A 20,952-nucleotide genomic window follows, 5' to 3' on the forward strand; every position below is an offset into this window, starting at 1 on the left:
GCCGATCAGCAGCTGTGCCCTGTTCCCCGCCGATCAGCAACAGCGCCTATTCCACGCCGATCAGCAGCAGCGCCCCTTGCCGTCCGCCCCGGTAGACCACCGTGTCGACGGCGAGGTAGGACTCCCGTACCCGCGCTTCGAGGTGTCCGGCGATCCCGTCGGGCGCCTCGTCGCCGAGGACGAGGGTGACCAGCTCGCCGCCGGCCGAGAGCATGCGGTCCAGGACGGTCTCGGCGGTGGCGGTGACCTCCGCGCCGATGACGGCGACGTCGCCGTCGATGAGGCCGAGCACATCGCCGGCCTGGCAGATGCCGGCCATGGTCCAGGACTGGCGCTCGGCGACGGCGACCTCGGCGTAGCGGGTGGCGCCGGCCGCCGAGGTCATCGACACCACGTCCTCGTCGAAGCGTCGGTCGGGCTCGTGCACGGCGAGCGCGGCGATCCCCTGGACCGCGGACCGGGTGGGGATCAGCGCCACCCGGATGCCCTCGGCGCGGGCCTGCTCGGCGGCGGCCGCCGCGGTGTGCCGCAGCTCCGCGTCGTTGGGCAGCAGCACGACCTCGCGCGCGTGGGCCCGTCGTACGGCCTCCACCAGTTCCCCGCTCGCGGGCGGCTCCCCGGGGCGCGCGAGCACGGTGGTCGCACCCGCCTCGGTGTACAGCCCGGCCAGGCCCGGCCCCGGTACGACGGCCACGACCGCACGCTGGGCCCGCTCGCGGGGCGGCCGCTCGCCTCCGGTGGTGTGCACGTCACCGACGCCGAAGTGGGTGATCCGGATCCGGTGCGGGCGGCCCGCCTCGACGCCCGCCTCCACGGCGGCACCGGCGTCGTCGACGTGCACATGGACGTTCCACAGCCCGTCGCCGCCGACCACGACCAGCGAGTCCCCGAGGGTGTCGAGCCGCTCCCGGAGCCGGGTGACGGCCGCGTCCTCGGCCTCCAGCAGGTAGATCACCTCGAAGGCGGGCCCGCCCTCCGGAAGGGCCGCGCACTCACCGGGACTGTCGACGGGCCCGCGCGCGTAGGTCACGGTCGCGGCCGGCTTCTCCCCGGTGAGCGTCTGCACCAGAGCCGCGAGGACGGTGACGAGACCGCGTCCCCCGGCGTCCACCACCCCCGCGCGTTCCAGCACGGCGAGCTGGCGCGGGGTCGCGGCGAGGGCGGCGCGCGCCCCTTCGTAGGCGGCCCGGGCGACGGTCCCGCAGTCGCCGTCGGCCTCCGTGGCGGCGTCGGCGGCGGCCGAGGCGACGGTGAGGATCGTGCCCTCGACCGGGTGGGCCACGGCCTGCCGGGCGGAGTCGGCGGCGTGCCGCAGGGCGAGCCGGAGCCCGCCCGCCCCGGTGTGCGCCGTGTCACCGTCGGCGGCGAGCACCTGGGCCATGCCGCGCAGCAGCTGCGCCAGGATCGTCCCGGAGTTACCGCGCGCCCCGATGAGCGCGCCGTGGGCCATCGCGCGCACGGCCTCCGCCAGGGACGGCGCGGAGCCCGCGGAGCCCGCCTCGTGCCCGATGAACACCGCGTCCACGGCCGCCGCCGCCGACTCCACCGTGAGGTACAGGTTCGTGCCGGTGTCCCCGTCGGCCACGGGGTAGACATTGATCGCGTCGATCTCCTCGCGCGCGCGCCCGAGCGCCTCCAGCGCGAGGCCGCACCAGGTGCGTACCGCGAGAGCATCGAAGAATGTCTGCGGCACCTGCGCCACCTGCGCCTCCCTGAGCTGCTGGACGTGGACGCAGCGTAGACCCAGGGACCGGGCCCGCCGGAAGAGGGCCGGGCGCGGAGCCCTGAGCAGCCATGGTAGTTTCGTTGTACTGGCGCAGTCGTTGTATGCTGCTCCGGTTGCCCGATGCAGATCGGGCCATTCCCCCTGGCAACGCCACTCAGATCTCTGATCCTGCGATTCTGATCCCGGCCTGCCGGGTTCAACCGTACGTGCATCTGAAGTCTTTGGAGTGACCCGTGGCTGCCAACTGCGACGTCTGCGGCAAGGGGCCGGGCTTCGGCAACAACATCTCGCACTCGCACCGCCGTACGCCCCGTCGCTGGAACCCGAACATCCAGCGCGTCCGTACCGTGGTGGGCGGGACGCCGAAGCGCGTGAACGCTTGCACCTCGTGCATCAAGGCCGGCAAGGTCTCGCGCTGACGCACAGCTAAGCGCGCGGCCACTGCTGGTTCGCTGCTCTGAGCCGGTCCACCTCGCGTGGACCGGCTTTTTGCATGCCCTAAGCGCCGTACATGCCCTACGCGCGGGACCGCCACCCGTGATCCACGGGCCCGATCCCCCCACCCAGCGCGAACCCGGCCGCGATGGCCCCCGTGACGTACTCCTTGGCCGCCGTCACCGCCTCCGGCACCGGCTGCCCCTTCGCCAGCTGGGACGCGATCGCGGAGGCCAGCGTGCAGCCCGTGCCATGGGTGTGCCGGTTGTCGTGCCGCGGCGCGCGCAGCCAGTGCTCCTCGGAGCCGTCGGTGAGCAGATCGACGGCGTCCCCCGCGAGATGGCCGCCCTTGATCACGACCCAGCGCGGCCCGTACGCCAGCACGGCCGCCGCGGCCCGTCGCAGATCGCCCTCGGACTCGACCGTGATTCCTGTGAGTTGGGCCACTTCGTCCAGGTTCGGGGTCGCGACGGTGGCCACCGGCAGCAGCGTGCTGCGTACGGAGTCCAGCGCCGAGGCGGCGAGCAGCGAGTCCCCGTGCTTGGACACCCCCACCGGGTCGACCACCACCGGCGCGTCCGTGCCGCCCAGCAAGGCGGCCACCGCCTCGACGAGTTCGGCGGAGGCCAGCATGCCGGTCTTCACGGCCTGCACGCCGATGTCGTCGACGACACTGCGGTACTGGGCCCGCACCGCCTCCACGGGCAGCGGCCAAGCACCCTGCACTCCCAGCGAGTTCTGCGCGGTGACCGCCGTGATCACGCTCATGCCGTGCACGCCGAGCGCCAGCATCGTCTTCAGGTCGGCCTGGATCCCCGCCCCGCCCCCGGAGTCGGAGCCCGCGACCGTCAGCACCCTCGGCGGCGCGCTCACGACTCGATGTCCCCGAAGTGGTCCCAGCCGCCCTTGCTGGTCCACGGCGCCCCGTCGACCGTCACCTGGGGCAGCGCCGAGGGGTTGAGGACCTCGCCGATGACCTTCCAGCGGGCGGGCAGCTTCACATCCGGCGGGAAGGTCGCCACGATCGCGTGGTCCTCTCCCCCGCTCAGCACCCACTGCATGGGATCGACCCCGACGGCCTGCCCGATGTCGTTCATCTGGGAGGGGATGTCGATCGCGCCGGAGCGGATGTCGATCCGCACCTTGCTGGCCTCGGCGATGTGCCCGAGGTCGGCGATCAGCCCGTCACTGACGTCGCACATGGCCGTCGCCCCGAGCCCGGCCGCCGCGGGGCCCGCGTGATACGGCGGCTCCGGACGCCGGTGCGCCTCCACGAAGGCCCGCGGCGAGCGGAACCCCCGGGACAGCACCGCGTACCCGGCCGCGGACCAGCCCAGCCAGCCGGTCACCGCGACGAGGTCCCCGGGCTGCGCGCCGCCCCGGGTGACGGGCTCCTGGTTGCGCAGGTCGCCGAGCGCGGTGATCGACACCATGATCGTGTCGCCGCGTACGACATCGCCGCCGACCACGGAGGCGCCGGCCACCTGGCACTCGTCGCGCAGGCCGTCCATCAGCTCGGTCGCCCAGGTCACCGGGAGTTCGGCCGGGACCACCAGGCCGAGCAGCAGGGCGGTCGGCACGGCACCCATGGCCGCGATGTCGGCGAGGTTCTGCGCGGCCGCCTTGCGGCCCACGTCGTAGGCGGTGGACCAGTCGCGGCGGAAGTGCCGTCCCTCGAGCAGGATGTCGGTGCTCGCCACGACCCTGCGGTCGGGCGCGGCGACCACCGCGGCGTCGTCGCCGGGGCCGACCCGGACCGCCGGGGTGGTGGTGAGACGGGAGGTGAGCTCCCTGATGAGCCCGAACTCCCCGAGCTCACCAACAGTGCCCTTCATTGCCCTTACGCCCCTTCTGTCCCTATGCGTTCCCGGTCGCGTGTCTCTACTGTCCTCGATACGGTCGAGGTGACCGTCAACCACTGTCGTGCCTGCACCCCGGCGCGGGACCCCCGGGCACCGCGGGTCTCCCCGCGACGAGCGACGACGCGATACCGTGGCGTTCCTTTTCCCCACATGATCCTCGTGGCCGCCCTGGAGGTTCCGTGGTACAGGCGTACATCCTGATCCAGACGGAGGTCGGCAAGGCGTCGACCGTCGCCGAGTCGATCAGCAAGATCCCTGGAGTCATCCAGGCCGAGGACGTGACAGGACCGTATGACGTGATCGTGCGAGCGCAGGCCGACACCGTGGACGACCTCGGCCGCATGGTGGTCGCCAAGGTCCAGCAAGTGGACGGCATCACCCGCACCCTGACCTGCCCGGTCGTCCATCTGTAGCCCCCGTCTACCCTTGGCCGGTGAACTCTTTGCGTCACCGGCTCATCGGTCTGCCCGCGCTCGTTGTGTCGATCACCGTCGCGGGCTGCTCCTCAGCAGACGACAGCGGGTCGGCGGCGGTTCCCTCGCCGGGGGCGCGAACCACCGAGCTGTGCCAGAACCTGGACAAGGTACTGCCGTCGAAGGTGGCCGGTGAGAGCCGCCGTGACCCCGGGCCCGCCTCCGCGCTGACGGCGGGCTGGGGAAACCCGGAGATCATACTGCGCTGCGGTGTGCCCCGGCCGCCGAAGATGATCGACCCGAAGGTCGCGGAGGGGCGCGACTCCGACGCGGTGGCCGGCGGTGTGAACGGCGTCGACTGGCTGATGGAGCGGCGGGACGGCGGGGCGTACCGCTTCACCTGCGCCAATCGCGAGGCGTACGTCGAAGTGACCGTGCCGGAGGGGGTGGACAGCTCGGCCGTGCTGATCGACCTGGCGCCGGCCGTGAAAAAGGCGATCCCCGCAGGGATCGCCGACTAGCTCAGCGCAGACCCGTGGAGCGGCGCAGCGCCGCCTGGATCAGCCGGTCCACCAGCTCCGGGTAACCGACCCCGGTCGCCTGCCACATCTGCGGGTACATCGAGATCGGGGTGAAGCCGGGCATCGTGTTGATCTCGTTGATCACGAACTCGTCGTCCTCCGTGAGGAAGAAGTCCGCCCGTACGAGTCCCTCGCAGGAGGCCGCGTCGTAGGCGTCCACGGCCAGCTGACGCACCTGAGCCGTCTCCTCGGGCGTCAGCGGCGCCGGCACGATCCCGGGGGTCGAGTCGATGTACTTGGCCTCGAAGTCGTAGTACGCGTGGGCGTCCGGCGGCGGGATCTCCGCGGGCACCGAGGCGCGCGGGCCGTCCTCGAACTCCAGCACCCCGCACTCGATCTCACGGCCCCGCAGCGCCGCCTCGACCAAGATCTTCGGGTCGTGCCGCTGGGCCTCCGCGATCGCCTCGTCGAGGCCCGCCAGGTCCTCGACCTTGGTGATGCCGATCGACGAACCCGCGCGCGCGGGCTTCACGAAGAGCGGCCAGCCGTGCTCACCGGCGAAGTCGACGATCTTCTTGCACGCGGCCGGCTCGTCCCGCTCCCACTCCCGGGGCCGGATCACCACGTACGGGCCGACCTTGAGCCCGAAGGAGGTGAACACCCGCTTCATGTACTCCTTGTCCTGGCCGACGGCCGAGGCGAGCACACCCGAGCCCACGTAGGGGACACCGGAGAGCTCCAGCAGGCCCTGGAGGGTGCCGTCCTCGCCGTAGGGGCCGTGCAGGACGGGGAAGACGACGTCGACCTCACCGAGCGCCTTGGGCACCGATCCCGGCTCGCTGTAGACGACTTCGCGGTTCGCGGGGTCGACGGGGAGCACCACGCCGCCCTCGGTCGACTCGGCGAGCTCCGCGACGCTCGGGGTGCGGCGGTCGGTGATCGCCATGCGCTCCGGTTCGTCGGCGGTGAGCGCCCAGCGGCCGTCCTGGGTGATGCCGATCGGCAGGACGTCGTACCGGGTCCGGTCGATGGCCTTCAGTACGGCGCCGGCCGTGACCACGGAGATCCCGTGCTCGGAGCTGCGGCCGCCGAACACGACGGCCACGCGCGGCTTGCGAGGCGGCTGCTGAGGGCTCTGGGGGAGGTTCTCGGTGCTCATATCGCGTTGAGGGTACCCGGTGGTAGGGGCCTGATACAGCGCCGCGGACCCCGCGTCGCTCAGCGTCGTTCGGGCTTCGCGCTGCGCGACATCAGCTCCTTGAGCGCGACCACCGGAGCCTTGCCCTCGTGCACGATGCCGACGACGGTCTCGCAGATCGGCATGTCGACGCCGTGCCGACGGGCCAGATCCAGCACCGACTCGCAGGACTTGACGCCCTCGGCGGTCTGCTTGGTGACCGCGATGGTCTCCTGCAGCGTCATGCCCTTGCCGAGGTTGGTGCCGAAGGTGTGGTTGCGCGACAGCGGCGAGGAGCAGGTGGCCACCAGGTCGCCGAGGCCCGCGAGTCCGGCGAACGTCATCGGGTCGGCACCCAGTGCGACACCGAGCCGCGCGGTCTCCGCGAGGCCGCGGGTGATCAGCGAGCCCTTGGCGTTGTCGCCGAGCCCCATGCCGTCCGCGATGCCGACGGCGAGCCCGATCACGTTCTTCACGGCCCCGCCCAGCTCGCAGCCGACCACGTCCGTCTCGGTGTACGGCCTGAAGTACGGCGTGTGGCAGGCGGCCTGGAGGCGCTGGGCGACGGCCTCGTCGGTGCAGGCGACCACGGCGGCGGCCGGCATCCGGGCGGCGATCTCCCGGGCCAGGTTGGGTCCGGTCACCACGGCGATCCGGTTCGGGCCGACCTTGGCGACGTCCTCGATGACCTCGCTCATCCGCATCGCGGAGCCGAGTTCGACGCCCTTCATCAGCGAGACGAGGACCGTGTCCGGGGCGAGCAGCGGGGTCCACTCGGCGAGGTTGCCGCGCAGCGTCTGCGAGGGGACCGCGAGGACGGTGAAGTCGGCGCCGCGTGCCGCCTCGGCGGCGTCGGTGGTGGCCCGCAGGTTCTCCGGGAGCTCCACGCCGGGGAGGTAGTCGGGGTTCGTCCGCGTGGAGTTGACCGCTTCGGCGAGTTCCGGGCGGCGCCCCCACAGGGTGACCTCGCACCCCGCGTCGGCGAGCACCGTGCCGAAGGCGGTGCCCCATGATCCGGTGCCGAAGACGGCCGCCTTGACGGGCTTGCTCACGTACCCTGCCCCTCTTCCTGCTCGACCTTGCGCTGCGTCTGCGCCATGGTCCTGCGGCGCTGCTCGATCCGCTCATGCCGCGGGTCGTACGGCGTCATCGGCGCCTTCTCGCCGCGGATCTCCTCGAGCTGGACGGTGATGGCGGCCATGATGACCTCGGTCGCCTCCTTCAGCAGCTCGGGGGTCATCTCCTTGCCGTAGAACCGCGTCAGGTCCACGGGCGGGCCCGCCAGCACGCGGTGCGTCTTGCGCGGCAGCAGGCTGGGCTTCCTGGCGTACGGCGGCAGCACTTCGTTGGCGCCCCACTGCGCGACCGGGATCACCGGGCACCGGGTCTGCAGGGCGACCCGCGCGGCGCCGGTCTTGCCGGTCATGGGCCAGCCGGCCGGGTCCCGGGTGAGGGTGCCCTCGGGATAGAAGGCGACGCATTCGCCGCGCTCCACCGCGTCGATCGCGGCCCGGAAAGCGCTCAGCGCGTCGGTGCTCTCGCGGTAGACGGGGATCTGCCCGGTGCCGCGCATCGCGGCCCCGACGAATCCCTTCTTGAAAAGCCCGCTCTTCGCCAGGAATCGCGGAACACGACCGGTGTTGTACTGAAAGTGCGCGTAGGCGAGAGGATCGATGTGCGAATTGTGGTTCACCGCGGTGATAAATCCACCCGCGGCCGGAATGTGCTCCATTCCGCGCCAGTCCCGCTTGAGCAGAACCACCAGTGGCGGTTTGCACAGGACCGCTGCGAAGCGGTACCAGAAGCCGATTCTGCGGCGGGGCACGCGGACACCTTCCTCCAGGGCCTGGGGGGCCGCACAAGTGTCGCCCCAGGCCGACCGTCTGTCGAGAACACCGTACGCCCCGCCGACCGGACCGCCAGATGGCCCAGGGGAAAGCCGGGTGACAATGGCCGTGACAAGAGAGGTACGAACACGCGTGCAGTGGACCTTGGTCATCCCCCTGAAGCCGCTGACGCGGGCCAAGAGCAGGCTCGCGGACACCGCGGCCGACGGGTTGCGCCCGGCCCTGGCGCTGGCCTTCGCGCAGGACACCGTCGCAGCGGCGCTGGCCAGCGCCGCGGTACGGGATGTGGCCGTCGTCACGGACGACGCCCTGGCCGGCCGGGAGCTGGCGGCCCTGGGCGCGCGGATCGTCGCGGACGAGCCGGGGGACGGCCTGAACGCCGCCGTGGCACACGGCGAGGCGGTCGTCCGGGCATCGCGCCCCGAGGTGGCCGTGGCGGCCCTGAACGCGGATCTTCCGGCGCTGCGCCCGGCGGAATTGACCCGGGTCCTGGACTCGGCGGCGGAATTTCCACGCGCTTTCCTGGCGGACGCCGCCGCAATCGGCACGACCCTGCTGGCCGCGACTTCGGGAAGGCAATTGCACCCGGCATTCGGGCTGGATTCCCGCGCCCGCCATCACGCGTCGGGAGCCGTGGAACTCCGGCTCACCGAGGTGGATTCCGTACGCCAGGACGTGGACACCGGAGATGACCTGCGGGCCGCACTGGCGCTGGGGGTGGGCCCGCGCACCACGGCCGCGGCGGCCCGTCTGCTGATCAAGGGACAGTAGCCGCCGCCCCATCGCGACGCGACCGGCGCAGCGTACGCTGACGCCATGCAGGCCACCGCATACACGTACGACCCAGACACGCGCAGCGGCCAGGTACTCCTGGACGACGGCACCCCGGTCCCCTTCGACGCCGCGGCGTTCGACGCGGGCGGGCTCCGCCTGCTGCGCCCCGGCCAGCGGGTACGCATCGAGGTGGAGGGCCCCAAGGACGGGCCGCGCATCACCCTCGTCACGCTGCAGACCCTGTAGGCCCCGAAAAACGCCGCGGGCCGGACTCCCTGGGGAGTCCGGCCCGGCGCGTGAGTACCCGTGCGCCCTACCTCTTGCGGGCGGTGGTCTTCTTGGCGGTGGTCTTGCGGGCCGTCGACTTCTTGGCCGGGGCCTTCTTGGCGGTCGCCTTCTTCGCGGGGGCCTTCTGGGCCGTCTTGGCGGTGGTGGCCTTCTTCGCGGTGGTCTTCTTGGCGGCGGCCGTGGCCTTCTTCGTGGTCGCCTTCTTGGCGGTCGCCGTGGTCTTCTTCGCGGTGGCCGACGTGGTCTTCTTCGCGGTCGCCTTCTTGGCGGTCGCCGTGGTCTTCTTCGCGGTGGTCTTCTTCGCCGCCGCCTTCTTGACGGTCGCGGAAGCTCCGCCGGTCAGGCTGCCCTTGGGCGCCTTCTTCACGGCGACGTCGTTCTTCGGGAGCTTCTTCGAACCGCTCACCAGGTCCTTGAAGCCCTGGCCGGCGCGGAACCGCGGCACAGAGGTCTTCTTGACCCGAACCCGCTCGCCCGTCTGGGGGTTGCGGGCGTAACGCGCCGGACGGTCGACCTTCTCGAACGACCCGAAGCCGGTGACCGAGACCCGGTCCCCCGCGACCACCGCACGGACGACGGCGTCCAGAACGGCGTCGACAGCATCGGCAGCCTGCTGGCGGCCGCCCATCTTGTCGGCAATCGCTTCTACGAGCTGCGCCTTGTTCACGTCTTCCCCTTCGGAGACATTGCCCGAACGAAAGTGTTCAAGCTTTTTCGCACGTTAGGCAGATATATACCGCAAATCAAACACGAAACGGGCTTATCACCCTTGTGCCGCAACGGAACTCGACTGTCTTCGGAGCCTTCAGCGTTCCTCGTCGGGGATTCGCCCCGCCTCGAGGTCCGCCGAGAACGCCTCCAGTCGCCTTGCCGCATCGGCGAGATCGTGCTTGGCCGCGGCCGTAATGACCAGCAGCTTCCGGGTCAGCGCCATCCGTACGCCCTCCGGGACTTGCAGTGCGCGCACTCTTGTGTGCGCTTCCTTGAGTTGGTCCGCGACCGCCGCATAGAGCTCGAGTTGGCCGTCGTGTTCCATGCACAGATTGTGCCATCTGGGGCGAGTTGTCGCCTGCTCAGGGTGCAACTGCCGCCTCAAACGGCCGTCCGGGCACCGGCGGAAGCCGCGGCTGTATCACTCGGCTACCCCGGCAACAGCCGCCGTAACGTGGGAAGTTGACGGCCCCAGAGGACGCGCGCGGGGCCGTTCGGGTGCAGACATGGCCGTACCCCCGATCGGGCTGATCGGGGGTACGGCGGGGGTCTTGGGGTGGCCGAAACTCGACCTGTTCAGTTGCTCCGGAGGGCTCCGGGCGTCACGCCTGGAGCGTCTGCGGCTTGTACGACGGCCGCTTGGCCTCGTACGCGGCGATGTCCGCCTCGTTCTGGAGGGTGATGGAGATGTCGTCGAGGCCGTTCAGCAGCCGCCAGCGGGAGTTCTCGTCCAGCTCGAAGGAGGCGGTGACGCCCTCGGCGCGCACCTCGCGGTCCTCCAGGTCGACGGTGATCTCGGCCTCGGGGTTCTGCTCGGTGAGCTCCCACAGCGCGTCCACGATCTTCTGCTCCAGAACCACGGTGAGCAGGCCGTTCTTGAGCGAGTTACCCCGGAAGATGTCGGCGAAGCGGGAGGAGATGACGGTCTTGAAGCCGTAGTTCTGCAGCGCCCAGACGGCGTGCTCACGGGAGGACCCGGTGCCGAAGTCGGGACCGGCGACCAGGACCGTGGCGCCCGCGCGCTCGGGCTGGTTGAGGATGAACTTCTCGTCCTTGCGCCAGGCCTCGAACAGCCCGTCCTCGAAACCGTCCCGGGTCACCTTCTTGAGCCAGTGAGCAGGGATGATCTGGTCGGTGTCGACGTTGGAGCGGCGCAGCGGGACGGCCCGGCCGGTGTGCTTGGTGAATGCTTCCATGACTTCTCAGACTCCAGCGGGCGTACGGGTCTCGGCGTCGGACAGGTCGGCCGGGGAGGCCAGGTGGCCCAGCACGGCGGTCGCGGCGGCGACCTGCGGCGACACCAGGTGCGTACGGCCGCCCTTGCCCTGCCTGCCCTCGAAGTTGCGGTTGGAGGTGGACGCGGAGCGCTCGCCGGGGGCCAGCTGGTCGGGGTTCATGCCCAGACACATCGAGCAGCCCGCGTGCCGCCATTCGGCGCCGGCCTCCTTGAAAACGACGTCCAGGCCCTCGGAGACGGCCTGCAGACCGACCCGCGCGGAGCCGGGGACGACCAGCATCCGTACGCCGTCGGCGACTTTGCGGCCCTTCACGAGTTCCGCGGCGGCGCGCAGGTCCTCGATGCGGCCGTTGGTGCAGGAGCCTACGAAGACGGTGTCCACCTTGATGGAGTTCAGCGGCTGTCCGGCCTCCAACCCCATGTATTCCAGGGCCTTTTCGGCGGCGAGGCGCTCCGAAGCGTCTTCGTACGAAGCGGGATCGGGGACGTTCGCCGAAAGCGGCGCGCCCTGGCCCGGGTTGGTGCCCCAGGTGACGAACGGCGACAGTTCGGCGGCCTCGATGACGACCTCGGCGTCGAACTCGGCGTCGTCGTCCGTGCGCAGCGTCTTCCAGTACGCGACGGCCGCGTCCCAGTCCTCGCCCTTGGGGGCGTGCGGACGGCCCTCGAGGTAGTCGAAGGTGGTCTGGTCAGGGGCGATCATGCCCGCGCGGGCGCCGGCCTCGATCGACATGTTGCAGATGGTCATCCGGGCTTCCATCGACAGTTTCTCGATGGCGGGGCCGCGGTACTCCAGGACATAGCCCTGGCCGCCGCCGGTGCCGATCTTCGCGATGATCGCCAGGATCAGGTCCTTGGCGGTGACGCCGTCGGGCAGCTCGCCGTTGACCGTGATGGCCATGGTCTTGGGGCGGACGAGGGGCAGCGTCTGGGTGGCCAGCACATGCTCCACCTGGGAGGTGCCGATGCCGAACGCCAGGCCGCCGAAGGCGCCGTGCGTGGAGGTGTGGGAGTCGCCGCAGACCACGGTCATGCCGGGCTGGGTCAGGCCCAGCTGCGGGCCGACGACGTGCACCACGCCCTGCTCGACGTCGCCCAGCGGGTGCAGCCGCACCCCGAAGTCGGCGGCGTTCTTGCGCAGCGTCTCCAGCTGGATCCGGGAGACCGGATCGGCGATGGGCTTGTCGATGTCGAGGGTGGGGGTGTTGTGGTCCTCGGTGGCGATGGTCAGGTCGAGCCGGCGGACCCGGCGACCGCTCTTGCGGAGGCCGTCGAAGGCCTGCGGGCTGGTCACCTCGTGCAGCAGGTGCAGATCGATGAAGAGGAGGTCGGGCTCGCCCTCGGCGCGCCGGACGACATGGTCGTCCCAGACCTTCTCCGCGAGTGTCCTACCCATCGCTTTCCCTCCGGCCGGCAAAGGTGCGCCGACCCAACTAGAGATCTGTGGAAGCGGCGCCCGCGCCCCTGTGTCCGGGCGTCCGCCGCCGGGCCCGTCGGTCTGCGGGCCGCTGTGCCTTCGTGTCATCCAGAGTGGCGTGTTCCACGGAAAATTGAACTTGCGTTTCACAGAGTGAGACGCGAGTATCGTTGCATGGACAACAGTAGCGGCGTCGGCGTGCTGGACAAGGCAGCCCTTGTCCTGAGCGCCCTGGAGTCCGGTCCGGCCACCCTCGCGGGTCTGGTGGCGGCGACCGGGTTGGCACGACCCACGGCCCACCGGCTGGCCGTGGCGCTGGAACACCACCGCATGGTGGCGCGCGACATGCAGGGCCGTTTCATTCTCGGCCCGCGCATGGCGGAGCTGGCCGCGGCCGCGGGTGAGGACCGTCTCCTCGCCACCGCGGGCCCGGTGCTCACGCACCTGCGTGACGTCACGGGCGAGAGCGCGCAGCTCTACCGCCGCCAGGGCGACATGCGCATCTGCGTCGCCGCGGCGGAGCGCCTGTCCGGACTCCGGGACACGGTCCCGGTCGGCTCGACGCTCACGATGAAGGCGGGCTCCTCCGCGCAGATCCTCATGGCCTGGGAGGAGCCGGAGCGCCTGCACCGGGGCCTGCAGGGCGCCCGCTTCACGGCGACGGCCCTGTCGGGCGTACGGCGCCGCGGCTGGGCCCAGTCGATCGGCGAGCGCGAGCCGGGCGTCGCGTCCGTGTCCGCGCCGGTGCGCGGCCCCTCCAACCGTGTGGTGGCCGCCGTCTCGGTCTCCGGCCCCATCGAGCGCCTGACCCGCCACCCGGGCCGGATGCACGCCCAGGCGGTCATCGACGCCGCCGCCCGCCTCTCCGAGGCCCTGCGCCGCACCGGCTGACACGTCCCGGGCACCACAGTGGGGAGGGTCCGTCCCAACGCCGCGGCAGACCCTCCCGTAGATCCGAAGTACCCGTGCCGGACATGGAGTTCATGGCGGTGCCAGGAGCATGCGAAGGGCCCTCCACCGAAGTGGAGAGCCCTTCCTTCTGTACCCCCGACCGGATTCGAACCGGCGCTACCGCCTTGAGAGGGCGGCGTGCTAGGCCGCTACACAACGGGGGCGTGGATCCTGCAGGCTTTTGATACTGCACCGCCGCAGGTCCGAGCTGGTCTACCTGGACTCGAACCAAGACTAACTGAACCAGAATCAGTCGTGCTGCCAATTACACCATAGACCAATGTGGTTTAGACCAGCAGTACCCCCGACCGGATTCGAACCGGCGCTACCGCCTTGAGAGGGCGGCGTGCTAGGCCGCTACACAACGGGGGCCCTAGCGATCGTCTCGAAGGAGATCACCGTACCCCCGACCGGATTCGAACCGGCGCTACTGCCTTGAGAGGGCAGCGTGCTAGGCCGCTACACAACGGGGGCTTTGCAGATAAGCTCTGCGAGCTGGCCTACCTGGACTCGAACCAAGACTAACTGAACCAGAATCAGTCGTGCTGCCAATTACACCATAGGCCACTGGAACGCAAGCCCCTGAGGGGATTTTGTTCTAGCTTGCGCCCTCCGGTTACCGGCCTTTCGGCCCGCTCCTCGGCGGCGCAGGAAGAACATTACCCGAAGGTGGACGGGGCTCCAAAACGGGTATCGGCGCCGAGGATCACCGGGAGTTCGGCCGACGGGGCCCGGACCGCGCCACCGGGCCCCTGATCGGCGCGGCGAACGCCGAGGGGCGGCACCCGGAGTCCCGGGTGCCGCCCCTCGGCTGTGGGTCAGCTCACGCGGCGAGCCTCGCCAGCGCCGCGTCGATGCGGGCCAGCGTCTTCTCCTTGCCGAGGATCTCCAGGGACTCGAAGAGCGGCAGGCCGACGGTGCGGCCGGTGACGGCCACCCGGACCGGGGCCTGGGCCTTGCCGAGCTTCAGGCCGTGGGCCTCGCCGGCCGTCAGGACGGCCTCCTTCAGGGACTCCGGGGAGGTCCAGTCCGCCGCCTGGAGCTTCTCGCGGGCGGTGACCAGCAGGGCGTCCGAGCCCTCCTTCATCGCCTTCGTCCAGCTCGCCTCGTCGTAGACCGGCTCGGGCAGGAAGAGGAAGTCGACGTTGTCGGTGATCTCCGACAGGACCTTCAGGCGGGTCTGCGCGTGCGGGGCGACCGCCGCCCACTTGGCCTCGTCGAAGTCCTCCGGCGCCCAGGGGGCGAAGGGGGCCTTCAGCCAGGGGGCGCAGCGCTCGGTGAAGTCCTTCACATCGAGCATGCGGATGTGGTCGCCGTTGATCGACTCGCACTTCTTCAGGTCGAAGCGGGCCGGATTGGGGTTCACGTCCGTGATCTCGAAGGCCGCGACCATCTCGTCCATCGTGAAGATGTCCTGGTCGGCCGAGAGCGACCAGCCGAGCAGGGAGAGGTAGTTGAGCAGCCCCTCGGGCAGGAAGCCGCGCTCCCGGTAGAGGTTCAGGCTCGACTGCGGGTCGCGCTTGGAGAGCTTCTTGTTGCCCTCGCCCATGACGTACGGCAGGTGACCGAAGTCGGGGATCCGCTTCGCGATGCCGAGCTCCATCAGCGCCTTGTACAGGGCGATCTGACGGGGCGTCGAGGACAGCAGGTCCTCGCCGCGCAGCACGTGGGTGATCTCCATCAGGGCGTCGTCGACCGGGTTCACCAGGGTGTACAGCGGGGCGCCGTTGGCGCGGACGATGCCGTAGTCGGGGACGTTCTCCGGGGTGAAGGTCAGTTCGCCGCGGACCAGGTCGGTGAAGGTGATCGTCTCGTCGGGCATCCGGAAGCGGACGATCGGGGCGCGGCCCTGGGCCTGGTACTCGGCGACCTGCTGGGCGCTCAGCTCACGGCAGTGGCCGTCGTAGCCGGAGGGCTTGCCGGCCGCGCGGGCGGCCTCGCGGCGGCTGTCCAGCTCCTCCTGGGAGCAGTAGCAGTGGTAGGCGTGGCCGCCGTCCAGGAGCTTCTGCGCGACGTCCCGGTAGAGGTCCATGCGCTGCGACTGGCGGTACGGCGCGTGCGGGCCGCCGATCTCGGGGCCCTCGTCCCAGTCGAAGCCGAGCCAGCGCATCGAGTCCAGCAGCTGGTCGTACGACTCCTCCGAGTCGCGGGCCGCGTCGGTGTCCTCGATGCGGAAGACCAGGGTGCCGCCGTGGTGCTTGGCGAACGCCCAGTTGAACAGGGCGGTGCGGACCAGGCCCACATGGGGGTTGCCGGTGGGCGACGGGCAGAAACGGACACGGACTGCTGGGGCGGATGCGCTAGCCACGCTTGACAACCTTGTTGGTGAGAGTGCCGATGCCTTCGATGCTGACGGAGACCTCGTCGCCGACAGCCAGGGGGCCGACCCCCGCGGGGGTGCCCGTGAGGATCACGTCGCCGGGGAGCAGCGTCATGGCCTCGGTGATGTTGACGATCAGATCCTCGATGGAGTGGATCATCTCGCTGGTGCGGCCGAGCTGCCGCTGCCCGCCGTTGACCGTGAGCTGGACGGTCAGGTCGGAGGGGTCCAGGTCCGTCTCCACCCAGGGACCCAGCGGGCAGGAGGTGTCGAAGCCCTTGGCCCGGGCCCACTGCTTCTCACGCTTCTGCACGTCACGCGCGGTGATGTCGTTGGCGCAGGTGTAACCGAGGATGACGTCCTTGACGCGCTCGCGCGGGACCTCGCGGCACATCCGGCCGATGACCACGGCCAGCTCGGCCTCGTGGTGCAGCTCCTGTGAGAAGGAGGGGTACTGGATGTCGTCGCCGGGGCCGATCACGGAGGTCGACGGCTTGAAGAAGGCGAAGGGCGCGTCCGGGACCTCGTTGCCCAGTTCCTTCGCGTGCTCGGCGTAGTTGCGGCCGAAGGCCACGACCTTGTTGGGGAGCACCGGGGGCAGCAGCCGGACCTTGCTCAGCGGGACCTTGGTGCCGGAGAGCTCGAATTCCGCGAACGGGATGCCCTTGATGATGTCGAGGACGAGTTCGTCAGGCTTGTCGCCTTCGACCACGCCGAAGGCGACGTTCCCGTCGATGGAGAATCTGGCGATGCGCACGGGATGCTTGGCCCCTTGGGTTAAGCGGCTGGAGTCTGACGCTCCAGGCTAACGTGGCCAGGGGCCCGCACCTCGCGGTATTACTCCGCGGCGGTGGCGGCGACGGGCGCCTCGTCCAGGATCGTGCGGCGGGGGTTGGCCGTCTGGGCCGGAAGGTCGACGGAGTGCTCCGGCCGCTCCATGGTCAGCAGGTCGCCGGCGCCCTCGAGGTGGGCCAGCGTGGTGCGCCGCGGGTTGGCTATCGTGCGGATCATCGTCGTCGTCTTCACGGTTCTACGTAACCCTTGTCGTGTGCGGTGGTCGGAGAGTTGGCAGTTTGCGCCGCCCTGTAAAGCGTCAGGCTAAACACGCGATTCCCCGGGGAAGCCGTGAAGACTCCATGATCTCCGTGTGAGTTTGCTCACGAGTTCATTCCCAAACCGGTCAAATCAGGCCCACACCCCACCCCAACGAAACGGACATTGCCCCCCTGAACCCATCATTCCGCTCCTGATCATGGCGACTGGGACACCCCCACCCCCCTGACGACTCGCTCTTGTAAGTCCGTTTTGGGGTGGATCACTTTCTACGACCGGTGACCCCCTACTCACAAGGTGTCACCTAGGTCACGGCTCGGCTCACGGCCCTTGTTGGAGATCCTGCACTGTGCTGGAATTCCACGGACCGCCGCAGGATCGAACCGGCGCGCAGGGGCGCTACGCAGCGCCGAGCGGCGGTGGAAGGGGGAGCCAGCGCCGGTCTCACGACCACCAGGGGACGTAATTCAGGACGCCCCCTACGACGCCGACACCGTCCTTCCGTTCACGCGGAGGGGCGCCTGGTCCAGAGGTTGCGACGCTAGTGCAGGGACGTTTCAAGAGGGATGGCAGTGCTTCGGCGGAGCCGGAGCTGCACGGCGGGACTGGCCCCAATGCCGGCAGTCCCTCGCCCCAGCACGCCCAGAACCCGGGCCCGGCCGGTGACGGCTCGGGTCGCCCCGGCGCACCCGGCGGACCGGCTTCCTCGGGCCCGGCCACCGCGCCGGTCAAGCCGCCGAAGAGCTCGACCAACCCCGGCCCGCGAATAGCCCTGCGCAACTGGCGTATCTCCACGCGTCTGGTGTCGCTGCTCGCCCTCCCGGTGGTCGCGGCCACCTCGCTGGGCGCCCTGCGTATCAGCGACTCCATGGACGACATGCAGCAGCTCGACAACATGAAGCTGCTGACCGACATGACCAAGCAGGCCACCGAGCTGGCCGCCGCGCTCCAGGAGGAGCGCGACCAGTCCGCCGGTCCCCTGGCGCACGGCGAGAAGGCCACCGGCTACACGGTCAAGGGCTACACCGACAAGACCGACCGGCTGCGCGAGAACTTCATCGAGTCCGCCGAGGAGGTCGACACCTCCAGCGAGGACGGCACCCTCCAGGGCGTCCACGACACCCTCGTCGGCGTGGTCCGCGACCTGCGCACCCTGAGCAGCATCCGCAAGGACGCCTACCAGGCCGAGGACAACTCCACGCAGACGGTCGAGGCCTACCACCGGCTGATCGAGCACCTGCTGGACCTCTCCCAGGACATGGCCGAGGCGACCAGCAACCCCGACATGATCCAGCGCACCCGCGCGCTCGCGGCCTTCTCCTCCGCCAAGGAGTACGCCTCCATCCAGCGCGCGGTGCTCGCCGCGGCCCTGCCGGTGAACACCAAGTCCACCGGCAACCTCTCGGACAACGACCGGCTCTACGCCCAGTCGGCGCTGGCCAGCCAGACCTCCGAACTCGCCAGCTTCAAGGCCATCTACGGCGGTGAGGACGCCGCCGAGCTGCTCAAGCCGGTCGAGGAGGGCAACTCCACGATCCAGGCCACCGACACCTACGGCGACCGCGCCATCACCAGTGGTCTGGCCACGGTGGACCGGCGCTCGTACAAGGACTGGGTGGACGACAGCTCGATCAAGATCGAGCAGATGGGCAACATCGAGCGCACGCTGCTGGAGCAGATGGAGCAGAAGGCCCGCGAGCTGCGCAACGAGTCGGAGCGCGACGCGATCATCTCCGGTGCGCTGATCCTGCTGGTGCTCGGTGTGTCGCTGGTCGGCGCCTTCGTGGTGGCCCGCTCCATGATCCGCTCGCTGCGCCGGCTGGAGGAGACCGCCACCCGGGTCGCCTCGGACCGCCTGCCCGAGCTGGTCAAGCAGCTGTCCGAGACCGACCCGCAGGACGTGGACACCTCCGTGGAGTCGGTCGGTGTGCACTCCCGGGACGAGATCGGCAAAGTGGCCGCGGCCTTCGACGACGTGCACCGCGAGGCGGTCCGCCTCGCCGCCGAGCAGGCGCTGCTGCGGGGCAACGTCAACGCGATGTTCACCAACCTCTCGCGCCGCTCCCAGGGCCTCATCCAGCGTCAGCTGTCGCTCATCTCCGAACTGGAGTCCCGCGAGGCCGACCCGGACCAGCTGTCCTCGCTGTTCAAGCTCGACCACCTCGCGACCCGCATGCGCCGTAACGGCGAGAACCTCCTCGTGCTCGCCGGTGAAGAGCCCGGCCGCCGCTGGACCCGCCCGGTCCCGCTGGTCGACGTGCTCCGCGCCGCCGCCTCCGAGGTGGAGCAGTACGAGCGCATCGAGCTGTCCTCCGTGCCCACCACCGAAGTGGCCGGCCGGGTCGTCAACGACCTCGTCCACCTGCTCGCCGAGCTGCTGGAGAACGCCACCTCGTTCTCCTCCCCGCAGACCAAGGTCAAGGTCACCGGTCACGCGCTGCCCGACGGCCGCGTACTGATCGAGATCCACGACACCGGTATCGGCCTCTCCCCCGAGGACCTCGCCGCGATCAACGAGCGGCTCGCCTCGCCGCCCACCGTGGACGTGTCGGTCTCCCGGCGCATGGGTCTGTTCGTGGTCGGCCGGCTCTCGCAGCGCCACGGCATCCGCATCCAGCTGCGCCCGTCGGACTCCGGCGGTACGACCGCGCTGGTCATGCTCCCCGTCGATGTCGCCCAGGGCGGCAAGAAGCCCGTTCCGGGCAAGCCCGGCCAGGGTGTCCCCTCCGGCGGTCCCGCCGCCGCGCAGGCCGCCGCCGGTGCGGCCGCCGCACGCCGCTCGGCCGGCCAGGGCGGCGGTGCCCTCGGCGCCGGTGCGCCCTCCGGTGGTCTGCTCGGTGCCGGTCAGGGACCGCGCGCCGCGCTGCCCGGCCGTGACTCGGGCGGCCGTCCCAACGCCCCGCGTGGACCGCAGGGCCAGAGCGCGCCCCAGGCCCCGGCCGGACCCCCGAGCCGCCAGGCTCCCCCGGCCCCCGCACACTTCGGCCAGGCGCCCGGCGTCCCGCAGGGCCTTCAGGCCCAGGGCCCCGGCGCCCCGCAGACCCAGGACGCCTTCGGTGGCGGCCGCCCCGCCTCCGCCGCCCCGCAGCAGGCCCCCAACCCGGGTGCCGAGAAGAGCGGTGGCGGCCGGCGTGGCCGTCGGCCGCAGCTGCCCGGCGGCCGTGGTGGCCCGCGGGCCGAGCTGCCGGGCGCCGGCGCCTCGCAGCCGCGTACGCCGAGCTGGAGCGACGACAACGCCCAGCCGCCGGTGCCGCGCGCCTCGCTGGACACCCCGCGCGGACACGACGAGCAGGACCCGGCGCAGACCTCCCGGATGCCGCGGATCGACGACCGGCAGGGCCCGGGTGCGACCACGCAGATGCCGGCGATCCCGCGCGGTGACGGCCGTCAGGCCCCCGCGGGACCGGCGGACTTCGGCTCCTACGAGGCCCCGCAGAACACGGGCCAGTTCCAGCGTCCCGACGCCCCGCAGGGCCAGCACACGGGCGAGTTCGTCCGCCCGGACGTCTACGGCACGGGCGGCGGGCAGTCCACGGGGCAGTTCCCGGCCCCGCAGGGCTACGACAACGGCTCGACCGGACAGCACCAGCTGCCCGGCCGGCAGAACCCGTCCACCACGGGTCAGTACGAACGGCCTCAGCAGGGCGGGCCGGCCGACTTCGGCACCCCGCGCCCGCCGGCCCCACAGCGTCCGCAGCAGCGGCCGAACCGTCCCGAGCCCGAGGCCCTGCCCCCGGCTGGTCCGGGCGACGGGCGTACGCCGCTGTACGACACGCTGGAGACCAACTGGTTCCGCGGCCAGCAGGGCCAGCCGGACCAGGGCCAGCCGGGACCGGGCCAGCAGCCCAACGGCGCTGCTCCCGCTCCGGCTCAGGCGCCGCAGGCTCCGGCCCCGGCTCCCCAGCGTTCCGCCAACACCGGTTCCTGGCGCAGCTCGCCGAACGACGATCTCGTACGGCAGGCAGAACGCGTCCGGCAGCCGGCCGCGGGCGGTGTCACCACCTCCGGCCTTCCGCGCCGGGTGCCCAGGGCGAACCTCGTCCCGGGCACGGCTCAGCAGCAACAGCACCAAACCGGTCCGCAGGTCTCGCGTGCGCCTGATGACGTGCGCGGGCGGCTGACCAATCTTCGTCGGGGCATCGCACAAGGTCGACAGGCCGGCAACGGCCAGACCGGAAGCTTCCCGAGCCCCACTCACCAGCAGGAGCGTTAGTTGAGCC

Annotated in this window: 20 protein-coding genes, 5 tRNA genes and 1 pseudogene; 7 read left to right on the plus strand and 19 right to left on the minus strand. The window is 70.7% G+C overall.

What is annotated here, in order from left to right:
* Positions 1-46: 46 nt before the first annotated feature.
* Complete coding sequence (locus ACFYW5_RS00625; protein ID WP_389414762.1) at positions 47-1,702, minus strand: DAK2 domain-containing protein; 1,656 nt, start codon at positions 1,700-1,702, stop codon at positions 47-49.
* A gap of 257 nt (positions 1,703-1,959) precedes the next feature.
* Between ACFYW5_RS00625 and rpmB the strand changes: the two genes are divergently transcribed.
* Complete coding sequence (gene rpmB, locus ACFYW5_RS00630) at positions 1,960-2,145, plus strand: 50S ribosomal protein L28 (protein ID WP_004924906.1); 186 nt, start codon at positions 1,960-1,962, stop codon at positions 2,143-2,145.
* 97 nt (positions 2,146-2,242) lie between these two features.
* Here the strand turns inward: rpmB and thiD are convergent, their stop codons facing one another.
* A complete protein-coding gene (thiD, locus tag ACFYW5_RS00635; protein WP_389414763.1) occupies positions 2,243-3,034 on the minus strand; it encodes a bifunctional hydroxymethylpyrimidine kinase/phosphomethylpyrimidine kinase in 792 nt (263 codons plus the stop codon).
* Positions 3,031-3,996: a thiamine-phosphate kinase gene (locus ACFYW5_RS00640; protein WP_389414764.1), complete on the minus strand. Its 966-nt coding sequence runs from the start codon at positions 3,994-3,996 to the stop codon at positions 3,031-3,033. The genes thiD and ACFYW5_RS00640 overlap by 4 nt, the downstream gene beginning before the upstream one ends.
* Before the next feature lie 206 nt (positions 3,997-4,202).
* Here ACFYW5_RS00640 and ACFYW5_RS00645 point away from each other — a divergent pair, with 206 nt between their 5' ends.
* Positions 4,203-4,436, plus strand: a complete 234-nt coding sequence (locus ACFYW5_RS00645) for an Lrp/AsnC ligand binding domain-containing protein (RefSeq protein ID WP_328678679.1) — start codon at positions 4,203-4,205, stop codon at positions 4,434-4,436.
* A gap of 20 nt (positions 4,437-4,456) precedes the next feature.
* The gene (locus tag ACFYW5_RS00650) at positions 4,457-4,957 is read left to right on the plus strand and encodes a DUF3515 domain-containing protein (RefSeq protein WP_389414765.1); all 501 of its coding nucleotides are present in this window, start codon (positions 4,457-4,459) and stop codon (positions 4,955-4,957) included.
* 1 nt (position 4,958) lies between these two features.
* Here the strand turns inward: ACFYW5_RS00650 and ACFYW5_RS00655 are convergent, their stop codons facing one another.
* Genes ACFYW5_RS00655 through ACFYW5_RS00665 form a run of 3 tightly spaced genes read right to left on the minus strand, consistent with a single transcriptional unit; the run spans position 4,959 to position 7,959 of the window.
* The gene (locus ACFYW5_RS00655) at positions 4,959-6,116 is read right to left on the minus strand and encodes a D-alanine--D-alanine ligase family protein (protein ID WP_389414766.1); all 1,158 of its coding nucleotides are present in this window, start codon (positions 6,114-6,116) and stop codon (positions 4,959-4,961) included.
* A gap of 59 nt (positions 6,117-6,175) precedes the next feature.
* A complete protein-coding gene (locus ACFYW5_RS00660; RefSeq protein ID WP_389414767.1) occupies positions 6,176-7,186 on the minus strand; it encodes an NAD(P)H-dependent glycerol-3-phosphate dehydrogenase in 1,011 nt (336 codons plus the stop codon).
* On the minus strand, positions 7,183-7,959 hold the full coding sequence (locus ACFYW5_RS00665) for a lysophospholipid acyltransferase family protein (protein WP_389414768.1): 777 nt from the start codon (positions 7,957-7,959) through the stop codon (positions 7,183-7,185). Before ACFYW5_RS00665 ends, ACFYW5_RS00660 begins: the two co-directional genes overlap by 4 nt.
* Before the next feature lie 154 nt (positions 7,960-8,113).
* Here ACFYW5_RS00665 and cofC point away from each other — a divergent pair, with 154 nt between their 5' ends.
* Both cofC and ACFYW5_RS00675 read left to right on the plus strand, forming a co-directional pair.
* Positions 8,114-8,752 (plus strand): 2-phospho-L-lactate guanylyltransferase, encoded by a 639-nt coding sequence (gene cofC, locus ACFYW5_RS00670; protein WP_389414769.1) that lies wholly within the window; start codon positions 8,114-8,116, stop codon positions 8,750-8,752.
* A 45-nt stretch (positions 8,753-8,797) separates the two neighbouring features.
* Entirely contained in the window at positions 8,798-9,001 is a 204-nt protein-coding gene (locus ACFYW5_RS00675) for a cold-shock protein (RefSeq protein ID WP_186282898.1), read from the plus strand.
* 67 nt (positions 9,002-9,068) lie between these two features.
* On the opposite strand, the gene ACFYW5_RS00680 is transcribed toward ACFYW5_RS00675, so the two are convergent.
* The 4 genes from ACFYW5_RS00680 to leuC all read right to left on the minus strand — a co-directional run bounded on the left by ACFYW5_RS00680 (position 9,069) and on the right by leuC (position 12,387).
* Positions 9,069-9,710: an HU family DNA-binding protein gene (locus ACFYW5_RS00680; protein WP_389414770.1), complete on the minus strand. Its 642-nt coding sequence runs from the start codon at positions 9,708-9,710 to the stop codon at positions 9,069-9,071.
* Positions 9,711-9,848: 138 nt separating this feature from the next.
* On the minus strand, positions 9,849-10,079 hold the full coding sequence (locus ACFYW5_RS00685) for a hypothetical protein (protein WP_389414771.1): 231 nt from the start codon (positions 10,077-10,079) through the stop codon (positions 9,849-9,851).
* 277 nt (positions 10,080-10,356) lie between these two features.
* Entirely contained in the window at positions 10,357-10,950 is a 594-nt protein-coding gene (gene leuD, locus ACFYW5_RS00690) for a 3-isopropylmalate dehydratase small subunit (protein WP_389414772.1), read from the minus strand.
* Between the two features lie 6 nt (positions 10,951-10,956).
* Positions 10,957-12,387, minus strand: a complete 1,431-nt coding sequence (gene leuC / locus ACFYW5_RS00695; protein WP_389414773.1) for a 3-isopropylmalate dehydratase large subunit — start codon at positions 12,385-12,387, stop codon at positions 10,957-10,959.
* 195 nt (positions 12,388-12,582) lie between these two features.
* Between leuC and ndgR the strand changes: the two genes are divergently transcribed.
* Entirely contained in the window at positions 12,583-13,299 is a 717-nt protein-coding gene (ndgR, locus tag ACFYW5_RS00700; RefSeq protein WP_250074667.1) for an IclR family transcriptional regulator NdgR, read from the plus strand.
* 151 nt (positions 13,300-13,450) lie between these two features.
* On the opposite strand, the gene ACFYW5_RS00705 is transcribed toward ndgR, so the two are convergent.
* The 9 genes and pseudogenes from ACFYW5_RS00705 to ACFYW5_RS00745 form a co-directional block, all read right to left on the minus strand.
* A tRNA-Glu gene (locus tag ACFYW5_RS00705) sits at positions 13,451-13,523 on the minus strand.
* Positions 13,524-13,567: 44 nt separating this feature from the next.
* Positions 13,568-13,639: transfer RNA gene (locus ACFYW5_RS00710), tRNA-Gln, on the minus strand.
* A gap of 19 nt (positions 13,640-13,658) precedes the next feature.
* Positions 13,659-13,731, minus strand: a tRNA-Glu gene (locus ACFYW5_RS00715).
* 29 nt (positions 13,732-13,760) lie between these two features.
* Positions 13,761-13,833: transfer RNA gene (locus ACFYW5_RS00720), tRNA-Glu, on the minus strand.
* Positions 13,834-13,854: 21 nt separating this feature from the next.
* A tRNA-Gln gene (locus ACFYW5_RS00725) sits at positions 13,855-13,926 on the minus strand.
* Between the two features lie 92 nt (positions 13,927-14,018).
* Positions 14,019-14,141: pseudogene (locus ACFYW5_RS00730) on the minus strand (HAD family hydrolase); the annotation flags it as partial.
* Positions 14,142-14,182: 41 nt separating this feature from the next.
* Positions 14,183-15,667: a glutamate--tRNA ligase gene (gltX, locus tag ACFYW5_RS00735; protein WP_389414774.1), complete on the minus strand. Its 1,485-nt coding sequence runs from the start codon at positions 15,665-15,667 to the stop codon at positions 14,183-14,185.
* Entirely contained in the window at positions 15,660-16,436 is a 777-nt protein-coding gene (locus ACFYW5_RS00740; protein WP_389414775.1) for a fumarylacetoacetate hydrolase family protein, read from the minus strand. Before ACFYW5_RS00740 ends, gltX begins: the two co-directional genes overlap by 8 nt.
* A gap of 80 nt (positions 16,437-16,516) precedes the next feature.
* Positions 16,517-16,705 carry a hypothetical protein gene (locus ACFYW5_RS00745; protein ID WP_389414776.1) on the minus strand — a complete coding sequence of 63 codons (189 nt, stop codon included), beginning with the start codon at positions 16,703-16,705 and terminating at the stop codon, positions 16,517-16,519.
* 571 nt (positions 16,706-17,276) lie between these two features.
* On the opposite strand from ACFYW5_RS00745, the gene ACFYW5_RS00750 reads away from it, so the two are divergent.
* The gene (locus tag ACFYW5_RS00750; protein WP_389414777.1) at positions 17,277-20,945 is read left to right on the plus strand and encodes a nitrate- and nitrite sensing domain-containing protein; all 3,669 of its coding nucleotides are present in this window, start codon (positions 17,277-17,279) and stop codon (positions 20,943-20,945) included.
* Positions 20,946-20,952 lie beyond the last annotated feature (7 nt).

It is taken from the genome of Streptomyces sp. NPDC002779 (genome assembly GCF_042888685.1).
In the GTDB taxonomy this organism is placed as follows: Bacteria; Actinomycetota; Actinomycetes; order Streptomycetales; family Streptomycetaceae; genus Streptomyces.